At 41.4% G+C, this 14640-nt stretch carries 12 protein-coding genes; 4 read left to right on the forward strand and 8 right to left on the reverse strand.

Annotation, left to right across the window (positions count from 1 at the left end; translation table 11 throughout):
• Positions 1–3 precede the first annotated feature (3 nt).
• On the reverse strand, positions 4–804 hold the full coding sequence (locus NG55_RS13390) for a sulfite exporter TauE/SafE family protein (RefSeq protein ID WP_016660428.1): 801 nt from the start codon (positions 802–804) through the stop codon (positions 4–6).
• Positions 805–810: 6 nt separating this feature from the next.
• Here NG55_RS13390 and NG55_RS13395 point away from each other — a divergent pair, with 6 nt between their 5' ends.
• Entirely contained in the window at positions 811–1587 is a 777-nt protein-coding gene (locus tag NG55_RS13395) for a biotin--[acetyl-CoA-carboxylase] ligase (protein ID WP_065343538.1), read from the forward strand.
• 15 nt (positions 1588–1602) lie between these two features.
• Entirely contained in the window at positions 1603–2346 is a 744-nt protein-coding gene (locus NG55_RS13400) for a pantothenate kinase (RefSeq protein WP_065343539.1), read from the forward strand.
• Here NG55_RS13400 and NG55_RS13405 read toward each other — a convergent pair.
• Complete coding sequence (locus tag NG55_RS13405; protein WP_065343540.1) at positions 2316–2903, reverse strand: RBBP9/YdeN family alpha/beta hydrolase; 588 nt, start codon at positions 2901–2903, stop codon at positions 2316–2318. The two genes, NG55_RS13400 and NG55_RS13405, sit on opposite strands and share 31 nt — an antisense overlap.
• A 150-nt stretch (positions 2904–3053) precedes the next feature.
• Positions 3054–4463, reverse strand: coding sequence for a signal recognition particle protein (gene ffh, locus NG55_RS13410; protein WP_004655358.1), 1410 nt, complete (start codon positions 4461–4463; stop codon positions 3054–3056).
• A gap of 147 nt (positions 4464–4610) precedes the next feature.
• Here ffh and NG55_RS13415 point away from each other — a divergent pair, with 147 nt between their 5' ends.
• Positions 4611–5420, forward strand: a complete 810-nt coding sequence (locus NG55_RS13415; RefSeq protein ID WP_005205568.1) for a cytochrome C assembly family protein — start codon at positions 4611–4613, stop codon at positions 5418–5420.
• Positions 5421–5499: 79 nt separating this feature from the next.
• A complete protein-coding gene (locus NG55_RS13420; protein ID WP_065343541.1) occupies positions 5500–6429 on the forward strand; it encodes a tRNA dihydrouridine synthase in 930 nt (309 codons plus the stop codon).
• Positions 6430–6491: 62 nt separating this feature from the next.
• Here the strand turns inward: NG55_RS13420 and NG55_RS13425 are convergent, their stop codons facing one another.
• From NG55_RS13425 to NG55_RS13445, 5 genes are all read right to left on the reverse strand, one after another.
• A complete protein-coding gene (locus NG55_RS13425) occupies positions 6492–7511 on the reverse strand; it encodes a DUF6160 family protein (RefSeq protein ID WP_065343542.1) in 1020 nt (339 codons plus the stop codon).
• A 123-nt stretch (positions 7512–7634) separates the two neighbouring features.
• Positions 7635–10058 (reverse strand): DUF6160 family protein, encoded by a 2424-nt coding sequence (locus NG55_RS13430; protein WP_065343543.1) that lies wholly within the window; start codon positions 10056–10058, stop codon positions 7635–7637.
• A 29-nt stretch (positions 10059–10087) separates the two neighbouring features.
• Positions 10088–10816 carry a DUF6160 family protein gene (locus NG55_RS13435; RefSeq protein WP_016541681.1) on the reverse strand — a complete coding sequence of 243 codons (729 nt, stop codon included), beginning with the start codon at positions 10814–10816 and terminating at the stop codon, positions 10088–10090.
• Positions 10817–10829: 13 nt separating this feature from the next.
• A complete protein-coding gene (locus NG55_RS13440) occupies positions 10830–12971 on the reverse strand; it encodes a hypothetical protein (RefSeq protein WP_065343544.1) in 2142 nt (713 codons plus the stop codon).
• Positions 12972–13218: 247 nt separating this feature from the next.
• Positions 13219–14628, reverse strand: a complete 1410-nt coding sequence (locus NG55_RS13445) for a hypothetical protein (RefSeq protein WP_016660431.1) — start codon at positions 14626–14628, stop codon at positions 13219–13221.
• Positions 14629–14640: the final 12 nt, after the last annotated feature.

Raw genomic sequence — 14640 nt, forward strand, 5'->3', positions numbered from 1 at the left:
GGATTAGAGCAAACCTTTATAAATAAAGTAACTGCCAACCACCACCAATAGGCCTGCAAAACATTTTTTTAGCATGGCTGGTGACAGACGATGTGCCACTTTGGCACCAAATTTTGCGGTGATAAAGCTCATCACACTGATGCCCAAGAAAGCATAGATATGCACATAACCAATCGTGTTCGGCACTTCAATCTGCTCTTTGGCACCAAACCACATAAAGCCTAATGCCCCCGCCACTGCAATGGGTAAACCACAGGCAGCCGAAGTTGCCACTGCCTTTTGCATCACCACGCCATGACGATTGAGATAAGGTACGGTAAGGCTGCCACCCCCAATACCAAAAATCGCGGATGCCACCCCAATGCCGCCACCCGCAGCAAGTTGTAACGCTGCTGAAGGAAGATGACGATTTGGATCAACCACTGCATTGGCGCCTCTAAACATCTTATAAGCCATCCAGACGGCGAAGACACCTATCACCAACTGTAAATGCTGCCCTGACATCAAATCAGCCACCCCAGCACCGAGGAATGAACCCAACACCAAGCCCGGTGCCAAATTACGAAATACGGGCCACAACACTGCCCCTTTTTTATGATGTGCCATCACCGAACTAATCGAGGTCACAATAATGGTTGCTAAGGATGTTCCAACTGCAATATGCATAATGACATTGGGGTCATAATTCATTTGAGTGAACACAATATATAAAATCGGCACAATAATTAGACCACCGCCCACACCAAATAGCCCCGCAGCAAATCCAGCAATTGCGCCAATCAGCAAATATATGATTAACTCCATAAACACATGACCACTCTACTTGTAAAAATGATGGATGATTTCGCAACCCGCCAGCTTCAGCAATTATTGAACGCAAAAAATCAATTTCCAGAAGTGGTGCTGCTTAAAACAACCACAACATCGACCAATGATGATATGCGTGAAATTGCGCAAAAAGGGATGACCACAGGATTGGTCTGTAGTGCACAGCAAACCCAAGGTCGTGGTCAGCACCAGCGACAATGGGCCTCTCCTGAGGGCAACATTTATTTAAGCACACTGATCCAAACCAATACAGCACTGGATGGTCGCTTAGCACTTGAAGTTGCGTTAAATATCTTACAGATGCCTAGCTTGCATGGCTTGAAGTTACAGGTCAAATGGCCCAATGATTTATACAGCCCTCAGGGGAAATGGGGCGGAATCTTGGTAGAACCACTTTCACCCAATCAAGCCATTGTCGGTGTAGGGATGAATCTCAGTACTCCCCCTGTTGAAAATGCAGACCAACCGATCACCTCTTTAGCCATGCTCGGTTTAGCCCATGTAGATCGTTTAACTCTGATTGCGGAACTTTACACCGCAATTCAACAAGCAGCACAATGGTTCGAACATGGCAGTTATAATTTAGCTGAACGTTTTAACCATCATGCAATTTGGTTGAATCAACAGGTCGAATTTGAACATACCCTCGGTAAAGTTCAGGGGCTATTTCAAGGGATTTCCAATGACGGTGCGGTGTTGATCAAAACCGATCAGCTTCAACAATTCTATCAAGGCCGTTTACGTCTTGCCTCGATTTAAAAGAGTGATGATGCAATGAAAAGTTTATGGCTGGATATTGGTAATACCCGCTTAAAATACTGGATCACCGCACATGATCAAGTGATGGAACATGCTGCCGAGTTACACCTACAGTCACCTGCCGATTTATTGCTCGGTTTGATTCAGCACTTTCGTCATCAGAATTTAAGTCGTGTCGGCATTTCTTCCGTTTTGGATTCGGAAAATAACCAACGTATTCACATGATTCTCGACATTTTGGATATTCCAATTATTTTTGCCAAAGTGCATGCTGAATATGCGGGACTGCATTGCGGCTATGATGTGCCAAGCCAACTCGGGATTGACCGTTGGTTGCAAGTCCTCGCCATGGCAAAACCCAATGAAAACTTTTGTGTGATTGGCTGTGGCACTGCCCTCACCATTGATCTGGTCGAAGGATTGCAACATCTGGGCGGCTATATTCTGCCAAATTTATATCTACAACGAGATTCGCTGATTCAAAATACCAAAGGCATTAAAATTCCAGACTCTGCTTTTGATAATTTAAAACCTGGTCATAACACAGTGGATGCAGTACATCACGGCATCTTGCTCGGCTTGATCAGCAGCATTGATCAAATTATGCAACAATCGCCGAAGAAGCTGATTTTGACTGGTGGCGATGCGAGCTTATTTGCAAAATTCCTTAGCCACTATCAACCGCAAGTTGAATCTGATTTATTACTCAAAGGCTTACGCCATTATGTTCAACTAAACTCAGCTTTCAGCAAAGTTTGAACAACTTGCAATAATTGAGGGAACTCACTAAACCCATCTTCTGTACGAAAATGCCCAGCTTGAACCACCTCAATCAGTTGGGCATTGAGTAAATTTGAAAATTTAAAGGTGAGTGGCACAGGAACCACTGGATCATTACTGGAAAAGAACACCAGACGTCTTTGAATATTGACACGCAATAAACCACTCTCAAAATGAGAGTGTTCAAGAAGACTGTTGAACTCAGGATGTTTTAAGATAGGATCATGAAAGCCGGCAATAAAAATACCTGCTTTTACGGCATGCTGCTTGAGTCGTTTGGCGAGAAATCGAGCTACAGCCACACAAGACAAGCCATGTGCCACCACAATACTCTGTTCATTTAACCCCTTGAGCTGTGCATCCAAGCAAGTTTGCCAAATCTCTGCTTCAGGATGATTAGCATCCGCAAGAAAAACCCGTTCAACGAAAATATCCTCACTTTTCAGTTGTTGTTCTAACCATGCATACCAATGCTGTTCTGGATCAGCATTTTCACAATGCAGAATAAATACGCTATTTTTTGAATTATGTGACATATTTAACACTACTTTTTAATGTAAAACATAGACTTATTTTTAATTTTCTTCTTTTTAAAGCACCTTGAATGTTGACATTTTGTATTAAATTTATACAACACACCCGCATTAAAAAAGGCGCATCACGCGCCTTTTTAGGAAGTATAGAACTTACTTTTTCTGGTCATTGCTGCCAAATAAAGGGCCCATATTTCCACCGCCACCAAATTGCTTTTGCATATTGCCTAATGATTTCAACATTTTGCTCATGCCTGATGGATTGGCGAATTTCTTCATCATCTTCGCCATTTGTGCTTGTTGCTTGATCAACTTATTGACCTCAGCTACATCCATACCACAACCTGCTGCGATACGTTTTTTACGGCTCGGATTCATCAAATCAGGATTACGACGCTCTTTGATCGTCATCGACTGAATGATGGCTTCCATACGCTTCACTTGCTTTTCAGGGTTGGCTTTTTCAATTGCATCCTGAATGCCCGCATTGCTCATCCCCGGCAACTTGTCCAAGAAGCCCATCATGCCGCCCATTTTGCTCATTTGCTCAAATTGCATCAGCATATCTTCAAAGTTGAAGGTTCCGCCTTTCTGCAATTTCTTCGCCATTTTTTCGGCTTTTTCTTTGTCGATTTTGCGTTCAACTTCTTCGACCAAAGAAAGGACGTCACCCATACCCAAGATACGTTGTGCAACACGATCTGGATGGAATGGCTCAAGTGCATCTAGCTTTTCACCAATCCCCAAGAACTTGATTGGTTTGCCCGTGATGGCACGAACAGAAAGTGCTGCACCACCGCGCGCATCACCATCCGTTTTGGTCAGAATCACGCCCGTTAAAGCTAAAGCATCGTTAAATGCTTTTGCTGTATTCGCAGCATCCTGACCTGTCATCGCATCAACAACGAATAAGGTCTCGGTTGGTTTTACCGCAGCATGTAATTCTTTAATCTCGTCCATCATGTCTTCATCGACATGTAGACGGCCTGCAGTATCGACAATCAAGACATCAGCAAACTGGATTTTTGCCTGCTCAATGGCACGATTGACAATATCAATTGGCTTTTCAGTTGCTTCTGAAGCAATAAAACCCACACCCACTTCATTGGATACAGTTTCTAACTGCTTGATCGCTGCTGGACGATATACGTCAGCAGAAACAGTCATGACTTTTTTCTTTTGACGTTCTTTTAAGAAACGCGCTAATTTTGCAGCTGTTGTGGTTTTACCCGCACCCTGTAAACCCGCAAGTAGGACAACAACAGGTGGCTTTGCGCTTAAATCTAGTGTCTCATTTGCCTCACCCATCATCTTGGTGAGTTCATCATAGACAATCTTTACAAATGCCTGACCAGGAGAAAGCTGAGTCATGACCTCTTGACCGAGCGCTTCTTCCTTCACCTTCGCGATAAATTCACGAGTTACAGGTAACGCCACATCGGCTTCAAGAAGCGCCATACGTACTTCACGTAGGGTATCTTTAATATTGTCTTCGGTCAGCTGCCCTGAGCCAGTAACATTTCTTAAACTCTGTGTGAGTCGTTCTGTTAAGGTATCAAACATTGCGAAATCCGCTTAAAATGGCTAGTTGCAAAAAAATCTTTCTTAAAATAGAAAATTTATGCGTAAGATGCTATAGGATACTGTAGTTCGAAGCGAATTTATATCTTATATGGTGAATATTATTCATCCTCCTAAAAAAGGTTTGACATGATCAGTCTCCCCTTGGTTTACACAATTTTGGCACTCATCGCCTATACCAGTTCATTTTGGTATTTATTTATTCGATTGATGTCAAAACGTAGTCCAAATCTTTGGTGTTATGGTCTGATGGTTGGATTAGGCTTGGTACTGCATAGTACTGTGCTCTACCAAGACATGATGACGCCAATTGGGGTGAACTATGATGTCTTTAACCTGATGTCATTTACTTCAGGGCTGATGTTAGCGCTGAGTTTGATTTTGAGCCTGATCCGCCCAATTCTGCCATTGAACCTGATCGGTACACCTGTTGCTGCCTTTGGCCTAATCTTGGGCTTTGCCTTTAGCCAACCCAATCAAATTATTGAACAGCATAGCTTGGGCTTAGATTTACACATCATTCTCTCTCTATCTGCTTATGCAGTGCTACTGATGGCCACCATTCATGCGGTATTGTTGTGGTTCCAAGATCGAGAACTAAAAAAGAAACAAAAACGACGGATCTGGGTCAACTTATTGCCGCCCTTCCAAGTGATGGAATCCCTGCTATTTGACTTGATTATCACTGGTTTTGGTCTGCTGACAGCAGCCTTGTTGTTTGGTTTCTTTACCATTGATAACTTCTTTGCCCAGCATCTGGCACATAAAACCGCCTTTAGTATTATTTCATGGTTCTTATATGGCGCCTTGCTCATAGGACATTACAAATTCGGCTGGCGTGGACGCAAAGCCATTCGCTTTACCATTACTGGTTTTGTCCTGCTTGCCATTGGTTTTATGGGCAGTAAATTTGTATTAGAAATGATTTTAGGGCGCTAGTTTTTACATTTTAATAAAAACTAGACAGCCTATCTTAAAATGCGTATAACGCTGTTTTCGCTTCGCTAGGTAATAAATCGTGAAACTTGTACTCGCCCCAATGGAAGGTCTGACTGATCCGATCATGCGTGATGTGCTCACTCATGTTGGCAGTTTTGATTGGTGCGTGACTGAGTTTATCCGTATTACCGATAGCATCCTGCCAGATCATATCTACGATAGCTTTTGTCCAGAACTGAAAAATGGGGGTAAAACTGCAGCAGGTACACCTGTACATGTACAGTTTCTTGGCAACAACCCCGATATGCTCGCTGCCAATGCAGCCAAAGTCGTAGAACTGGGCGCACCAGCCATTGATCTAAATTTCGGTTGTCCAGCCAAAACAGTCAATCGCCATCGCGGCGGTTCTGTTTTATTGGATGAGCCTGAAACCGTACATCTACTGGTAAAAGCGGTACGCGATGCTGTGCCTGCGCATATTCCTGTTTCAGCCAAAATGCGTTTGGGCTACCTTGATGAAAATCATACGCTAGATAATGCCCATGCGATTGAAGACGCAGGTGCAAGCTGGCTCACTGTACATGCGCGGACCAAAGCTGATGGTTATACCCCACCTGCCTATTGGGAAAAAATTCAGCCCATTACAGAAGCCTTAAACATCAATGTGATCGCCAACGGCGAGATCTGGAATAATGCCGATGCTAAAGCCTGTTTAGCACAATCACATTGCCAAGATTTGATGATTGGACGTGGAGCAGTCACCACCCCTGATTTAACCCTGTGTATCCGCCAAAATATGGATCAGGCGCTTTTGTCTTGGTCAGATTTGGTTAACTTACAACTACGTTTCTTAAGCGGCCAATACAAGACTGAAATTGGTATGGTGGGACGTTATAAACAATGGCTAGGGATGATGACCAAAGCTTATCCAGAAGCACAAGCCTTATGGGGACAAGTGAAAAAAATCAAACAGCTTGATGAAATCATTCAGTATTTAAAACAAAGCTGATTGTTGTTCATACCTCTTCATTAAAAAAGCGGCCGAGGCCGCTTTTTTAATGAATTTAGTCGCTACATTCCACTGACTTTCATTTTTAAATTGGTTATTGATGCACCTGTCATGCCAATATTTCCAATCGAAGCATTAGGTAAGTTATTAAATGTCCCTGCTTGTTGAGCATTATTCGTACCTAACAAAACATTGTTGAGCTGTAAGTCAAATTTATTACTTGTTCCGGTATTTCCGAAAATTACGCCACCTTTATCCGTCGTCCCAGTAGGACCATAAATTCCAGCATAGAAGCCTTTTAAACCAAAAGGATTCCCATTATTTCCAGTCAATTTGAAATTAAAGCTTGCGCCAACGGGTGCAGTCGCCGAATCTCCAGATGTTGCATAATCCGACACCAACATAATATTACAGCCCGTACCCGTGCCACAGATCGACTCAATGGCTCCATCAAACATCACCATATGTCCTTGTGGAGATGCACCCATCTGAATATTCATGGTTGGCTTATTCGAAGCAAAAACAATATCAATTCCACCCACACGGAGTAACTCTTTTACATCACTTTTAAGTAATGTGCCTGAATTAAAAATCGTATTGCGCGTATAAGTGCTGCCATTCAAATTAGAGAGGGATGAAGAACCAGCGGTATAAATCGATAAAGGAGAAATTCGAAGCCCTGTTACGTTGTTATTAAAAGCCAATGCAATATTGGCAAATGCACCACCTCGGGAAGCAGTACCAGCGTCCGTATCAATCGCAGCTCTAAGACCTAAAGTAGTCTCAGCGCTACCATTCAAACCTGTCACTTTGACAGGAGCTGCTGTCGATTGTCCTGCGACACCAGCAATCACCAAACCTGCACGATTGGTATAAGACGGTGCGGTATAACCGCCGTAGGATAAGCCATCATTATCGATAATGGCCATTTGATCGAATTGAATATTTGCTTGGACACCAATCGTTAAACCATCCTGCCCTGTCATAGCCGAAAGACTTTGATCATCCATAGGCTGCATTGCCATTGATAAAGGACTCAACAGTAATAATGACAAACATCCAAATTTTTTGTTTTTATTCATTGTCCTCATCCGTAGACAAATGTTTAAAATATGTACTATAGCTTAGCATAACCTTTTTCAAGCACAATCACTTTCTTAGCAAGTAGACAAGTGGAACTGAATGCTTTTATCAACTGCTAGCGCCTAATTTCGAGGCATAATAGAAAATTGACTGGTCAAACGTCCACCTGTAATTGCCATTTCACCTAACCGTTGAGCACTGCCCGATGGAGAATAAAGGTTAATATCTCTGGTTCTAAACACACCATCAGTGGTCCGATTCGGGTTAAATGTCAGTCCTGCATTAAAACTTGCCACACCTTCGCCAGCGCTATTTCGATTAATTTGAATTGCATTATTAAAAGCAATATCACCTTGTATATTGTCTAAACCTAAGGTTGAACCATCCACAGGATCACTAATTTGAATCGTATTATTGCTTGCTGCATTAAGTTTTAGATCACCCACAATATTTAGTGCGTTGCCTGTACCATCAGTTTTATATTCGTTATTCGGAATAAGAGAAAGATTCATATCGCCACCGACACGAAGTTTTAAACCAAATAATACATCACTACTTAAAGCAAAATTATTACTCGGAGCAACACCACCACTATAACTTGCGCCAGGTAAATATCCAGCAGCGACTTCCGCCGCCATAACAATCAACATATCCTTAAGTGTTGCGTTAAAACTGCCATTTTCTAGACCAATACTGCCAGTTCCTTTCAATAACATGTCAATGTTACGCAGTCCCATATAATAATTCTTCGCACCATCAATCACTAAAATTGAAGTGGTTTTGTTCCCTAATGCTTTATAACTGGCATCACGATCGACCCCAGTAGTGCTCATCCCCAATGAAAAACCTAACCGTGGTGTAGTCCCACTGTCTGCAACAGCCTTTTTTAAGCCATTTTTGTCAAAATAAAAGGCTTCATTTGCATTAATACGCGTGCCATACATCGCCATGTTGGCATTGAGATTATAAAAAGGTAAAGCCAGTCCCCAATTATTATCTGTATGTTCATTAATTGGCGCATAACCACCTTGAGGATTACTCGTAGCACTATTGGTAAAACGCCCTCGTCTTGAAATCGCTTGGAACTCGGCACCACGGATTGCCATTAATAAACTAAATGGATTGTTCGCCCCTGTCTCTTTATGAATATTCTGAATATAATCAGAATCTTGAGTCAAGAAACTACCATTACCAAACTTAGATGTTTGAAACACATAATTCGCTGGTAAAAATACAGATTTAGCATCAACTAAATTGATATAAACATTGCCTGTATCAAAAGAACCTCGTGTACCGAGCTGTAAACCAGTTAAGTTACCGAATTCAAAACCATAGGTATTTAATCCAGCCCCACCAATTTCTAAAGTCGTGGCTTTACCATCACTTCCCAACATGGAGTCACCATCTTTGGTGAATTCAGCTTTCATACGGAAAGCGATACCCGTGTCTCCCATGATTGCTTTATTATCGGTCGTCTTACCTAAAATATTGGTATTATTTGGATTACCATAACTGGTCCCATAAGTCGGATTCGCTGCATTATTTGCATTTAAACCACGTACCTGTAAAGAACCATTGACCATACGTCCATTTGCGCCAACTCGAATGAGTCCTTGAGCTTTGTTATTGGGTGCAGCCTGTTGATTCAATGGCGTATTGGTTGAATCAAGTGTGTAAGGAGAGCTAGGGTTTACATTTTTATTCAACATAATCTCTAGGTTTAAGCCTGAGTTTGTTGCTACCCCTGCATCGGAATATGTACCTGCAGTCACAGCACCTGTATCTTTAACACGGGTAAAGTCTACATAGCCATAATCGTTATTTGGTGTTTGAGTTAATGAAGCATTTGCAGCGCCGCCACTCAACAATGCATTATTTGTTTGTAACTTAATACCTTCCACGGCATCGACAAACATCACACCTTTACCCAAAAAATTAAAGTTAAAGTTCTTCAAAATTAATTGATTGAGCTGACTGTTTGAAGTCTGTCCTAAATAGACGGTTGCATTTTTTAAGCCAAGCTCCAAAGATGTTTGGCTATTTTTACTAAATAAACCATCTGTGGTCTTAAACTTTAAATCTAAAGGTGAGGTTGTTTGAATTGCTAAATTACCAATATCACTACTGCAACGGTTGGTATCACAAATCTGGAATGAATCAATTGTAATTAATGAGGGATTAGATGATAGCTCTATATCCAGACCTGTTTTATTGCCATTGCTGCCTGTATTGAGTTTATAATTTGTACCGAGCTGATCGCCTAAAGCATTTTTTTGTATTTTAAAATTATTCGCAACGGCTTTTAATGTTGTACCAGCAGCATCTGCGCTTCCACGACCCGCATTGTCCTGCCAAAAGAATTGATCGACATTAATATTGTCGTAGGTTGTTTCAATATGGACACCGTCTTGCCCATTTACACTGCGCATTGCACTGTCATCCAATGCTTGTAATGCATAAGCAGAATGACTAATGAAAAAAATACTTGCAGCCAAAGCATTAAGAGCAAAACTTATGGTCCGATGATTTAATTTTTTATTTTTCATCACTTCAATCCTTTGAAAAGTAGACTTGGTTAGCACCGTGGATGACTTGCATCACAAGAAAACATCATGACATTTCCTTGTATTGCTAAATTGCCATTCATTTTCAGTCCCATAAACCCTGTTTCTTTATTACGATCATAAACAGAAGGATGATCAGCAGCATATGTTGGTGCTTTTAAATAACCATATCCACTTGTTGGTGGCGTGGTCGGATTAGAGCCTTCGACTAGTTTTCCATTACTGTCATAATAACTGGTAAAATCATCTTGCTCGATGGCAAGCGCATTGAAACCAAAGTTTCGGATTAAAATAGGTTTTGTCGCATCCATGCTTAATTGCATTGCTGGTTTAGTTTTTGCCGCACCACCGTCATCATTGTAAATTAAATCGAAGCCATCCAAACCTAATTTTTGCAAATCGATGGTCCCTTGTATTCCTTTAAAGACTAACCAAACTTTATTGGCGGGATTCGCTTGCGTTGGATCACTGACAGGTTGATTGCCATTTCTAACAAAACGCTTATTTACAGAAAGTCCAAGATGGCAAAAGGCTAAATTTGCACAAACGCCACCCAAACCATTATCAAACTCATACTTTCCAGTTGTCGTGTTATAAACTTGGTTCAAAGACAGCTTCAAGGATAGATCTGCCCCTGCCTGCCCTTCAACAGCTTGAAGAGCATCATTATCCAAAACTTCTAACTCAGCATGAGTCCATGTCGCCATTAATAAAAGAAGTAAAGTTGAGATTTTTTTCATCGTATTACTCCCTTTATAGCCCAGTAGTCGTGATTTTAAGGTGCTGAATCAATACACCATCAATCACAGCTGAACCCATATTGTTCATTGGCGAAGCTGTATTTAGCTTATACGTATTAATGTCTGCATTTGGTTTTGTTGTATACCACTTCCCATCTTCAAAACGAGCATTCGGTAATGCTCCAGCAGTTGTTGGAACAACAAATTTTGAATTGGTATTGCCATTATCTTGTCGAGTATAGCCCGTATTGGCTGTGGTTGGATTATAGAGAGAGGTACTATCAATATCGACCCAATTTACCCCATTGGTTGAGTCAAAGCGTAAACCATAATCCCCATTACTTCCTGTTGTTGATCCACTACTGGTTCGATATTGCCAACGGTAGCCACTACAAAATAAGCCGCTACAGCTCACACTTGTGCGTTGTTGATTTTGCAATTGATAGAAATACTGGTCTTTCGATACCGCCCCAGTACTCAAAGAGCCAAAAGAAATACCAACGGCGTCTTGTGTACTATTTCCTTTAAATGCCTGAAGTGTTTTCCCTGCATCATCACTATATACCGTTCCGATACTAATACTACTGTGAGTTGCATTAGAACCCTGATAGGTTTTCCCACCTAAGCTAATATTACTACCACACTGGTATACATTACAGGTTGACCCTTTATAACTTTGATCTAAACCTGAATAATCGGTATAAATTTTCTTATAAATACTTTCTTTATTTGGAATTCGAGCAACTTCCAAACTAAAGTTCTTACCATCTGAACCCAAAATGACAGGTTGGTATAAGTTCCCCAAAACAAGGTTGGTATTTAAGTTATAAATGAAAATGCCTTCATTTGCATCGAAAGTAGGTGCACTACCGCCTTGAATCGCAGGTGTCGCCAAATTATTCGTATCTGTTGTTTCTCTCGTACTCAAACGTAGTACGCGATCATTTAGACCCGTTGGTGCGGTCCAGTTACCTGTTGAAGTAATTTTTGTCGTTTGACTACGAATACGATATTGAACGACGCCTGTCGAACCCGGATTACTCGTTTGATCAGGACTATAACGTGCTGTCCAGATATCAGACCCAGAGCCACAAGCAGTACAAGTTTGACCTGCGGGAAGTGTTGGTAAAGTATCTGTTTTTGTTGATGTTGGGGCATTCATCGTCATACCCGCTTTTAAATTCGAACCATCACCGCTGTTAAAACGAAATACGCCTGACAAGCCCAATGTATTGTTATAAAACGGACTCAATCCTCCTGTATTTCCAGCACCATTTAAAGTTTGAAAAACCTTTAAGTTACTACCATTTAAACTAAAACCATTCCAGATTCCCTGCAAACGCAGACGGTTAGCGCGATTGGCATCAATATCTGTACCAACTTGCCCCACACTATTGCCATATTGAAACTGATCCGATGCGCCATCAGTTTTATTAGGATTACGCACAAAGGCATCGGCCCATAAACCTAACTTTAAGTTATAAGCACTGGCACCAACAGGATCGGCTCCTGTCTTAATTACAGTAGGCGCACCTGTAGCACTCGTATTGTCATTATAATATTCATAGAGTGGTGCTTCCAAAGCCATATAGGTCACTACACCCGTATCTGTATTGAGCGTAGTTCCATTCGACGTAATAACGTCTGGTGTAAACGTTGGGATATTCGCTTCAGATTGAACTTTTAACAGCCATGGATTACTTGCGGTTCCCCAACTACTAATCGCATTAATTGCATTTCCAGTAGCATTTAAACCGACGCGTTCATTATTATTGGTTGTACGTGCTGAATTCGAAGCAGAAACCGCTAAACCATATAAAAATAAGTCGGCCTTACCGACAGCTCGATCTCCAGCATCCACGCCTCCACTCTTATTGGTATCCGTTGCGGTCAGTGAGAGTGGTCCTACAGGTACATAATTAATATAACCCGTATCTAATTGTCGATTGAGTAAGTCCGCACTCGTCGTCGTCGCTTTTTCACCCTGAAAAATCATATAGGTATTCTGAGGAAGTAAGGCAATGCCCTCACCGATCGTTTGGCTTAGACCTTCATCTGAGATTTCTTGCAATGCAAAAGCAGACTGACTGACACATAGTCCTATCAGGCTCGCTAAAACCGTCTTTTGAAATGAATCCATCTGGAGTATAGCCATCTTGACCTTCCTAATTACCTAGTGCTCCGCACCTACATTATATTTTTTCTTTCATCCCTCTGAGTGATTTTTAAACGCTGCTTCCTAGCATCACTCAAAATATAGACGAATCATGTCTATCTCATCACAGAATTTATTATGCCGAATAATTACACAAATGCAAAACAAACTGGCTAAATGTTACATTTTTCCGATAAGCGCATAAATATAAAGCAGCCTAAGCTGCTTTATATCGCAAGCATAAAGCTTAGCAAAACTTCAGTGAACCATAACAGTTAGGCGTAAATTTCTGGGTGGCTAACTCTAAATCGGTTAACCCCATTTGTGGGCGTGTCGCATTGATTAAATTGACTGTACCCACAGGGATATCACTACCAAATAAACAATCACTCGCTAAATTATTTCCACAGAAAATTCGACCTTGGTCCGTTTTCAAAAATGCACTGACCTGCCTAAAGGCCTCATTCAATGTTGCTTTCGGAATATCCACAGAGAGAGCGGGCTCAATAAATCCAATATCAATTGGGTTGGTAAATTCCAACCACCAACCATTCTGGGAAATAGAATTGTTACTGGTCCATTGGATATTTTGAGATTGGAGCGATAAAGATGCCGCAGTCCCATTCAGGTTTGCTTTATGGAAATAACCCAAATCCTCATTGATCGCCACATCAACCATTAAGTTTTGAATGGTCCCTGTAACGTTTTTTCCAGTTAAAGGAACATTAATAAAACCAAGCGCGGTCGCATTTGCATCAATGGTTCCAGTCAAAGCAATATCTCGAACCTTGGCTGTCGCTGTTAGTGGCGCATTGGTAATACGTTTTCCTGTAATCTCTTGCTGTCCTAAAATTAAATCTCCTTTTAGGGTATTACTACCGCTGACTTTATCTCGCAAATTTAAGTTATAGTTGGTTGTTGTAAATGGGATATTACCTGAACCAAACAATGTACAACATACCTCTCCTGAAATTGGATCATAGCCATCTGTTTGTTTTAATGTCCCTTTACCAGCTTCTCCGGAGACTAGACTATTGCCAAAACCATTCACATTGGCTATGCCTGTAGTCGGTGCAATCTGCATATAACCGCTGAGTGAATTAATACCACTCTTTTGTGAGCCATTCTCTAAGCCAAAAGTAATCAATCCCAATGCTTTTTCAGCACTTAAATTCAGCCCAACCACCTGACGAGTCGATGCTTTATCTGGATTCTTAATTGCAAACTCAATAAATGGGTTGGTTAATACCGCAGATGAACCCGCACGAGCCGCACGATCTGCCGCACTATCTGAATTTGATGTCGCAGAATTACCTAAACCACTCAGACTCAGATAATCAATATCGATGTCACAACCACCTGGCCCATTAACACCGCCACAACCCAACTGAAGCTTTTTAATATTTACATTGAGCTCCATCTCAGCTTCTAAACCGAGCTTATAGAACCCTATGCTTTTATCTCCACCCAAACGATGTGATTCTTTATTTGCCAAATCTGTTGGTGAAACATAAGACAAACTCATTAAAGCCTGCCCAGTTGTTGCAGACAACTCACTATCCGTCATACTTTGCATTGTATTGGAAGCGGCATAGGCTGAATTTAAGCACAAGCCGATAGTTCCCATAAGGAATATAGCTAAACCTCTACTTTTCATTCTCAAAATCCT

This window comes from Acinetobacter gyllenbergii (assembly GCF_001682515.1).
Classification (GTDB): Bacteria; Pseudomonadota; Gammaproteobacteria; order Pseudomonadales; family Moraxellaceae; genus Acinetobacter; species Acinetobacter gyllenbergii.

What these genes read in the sequence shown, in the direction of transcription:
- NG55_RS13405 (WP_065343540.1), bottom strand. Translation starts at nt 2,903, where the DNA reads ATGTCACATAATTCAAAAAATAGCGTATTTATTCTGCATTGTGAAAAT.
- NG55_RS13435 (WP_016541681.1), bottom strand. Translation starts at nt 10,816, where the DNA reads ATGAAAAAAATCTCAACTTTACTTCTTTTATTAATGGCGACATGGACT.
- NG55_RS13430 (WP_065343543.1), bottom strand. Translation starts at nt 10,058, where the DNA reads ATGAAAAATAAAAAATTAAATCATCGGACCATAAGTTTTGCTCTTAAT.
- NG55_RS13440 (WP_065343544.1), bottom strand. Translation starts at nt 12,971, where the DNA reads ATGGCTATACTCCAGATGGATTCATTTCAAAAGACGGTTTTAGCGAGC.
- ffh (WP_004655358.1), bottom strand. Translation starts at nt 4,463, where the DNA reads ATGTTTGATACCTTAACAGAACGACTCACACAGAGTTTAAGAAATGTT.
- NG55_RS13390 (WP_016660428.1), bottom strand. Translation starts at nt 804, where the DNA reads ATGGAGTTAATCATATATTTGCTGATTGGCGCAATTGCTGGATTTGCT.
- NG55_RS13445 (WP_016660431.1), bottom strand. Translation starts at nt 14,628, where the DNA reads ATGAAAAGTAGAGGTTTAGCTATATTCCTTATGGGAACTATCGGCTTG.
- NG55_RS13400 (WP_065343539.1), top strand. Translation starts at nt 1,603, where the DNA reads ATGAAAAGTTTATGGCTGGATATTGGTAATACCCGCTTAAAATACTGG.
- NG55_RS13415 (WP_005205568.1), top strand. Translation starts at nt 4,611, where the DNA reads ATGATCAGTCTCCCCTTGGTTTACACAATTTTGGCACTCATCGCCTAT.
- NG55_RS13395 (WP_065343538.1), top strand. Translation starts at nt 811, where the DNA reads ATGACCACTCTACTTGTAAAAATGATGGATGATTTCGCAACCCGCCAG.
- NG55_RS13425 (WP_065343542.1), bottom strand. Translation starts at nt 7,511, where the DNA reads ATGAATAAAAACAAAAAATTTGGATGTTTGTCATTATTACTGTTGAGT.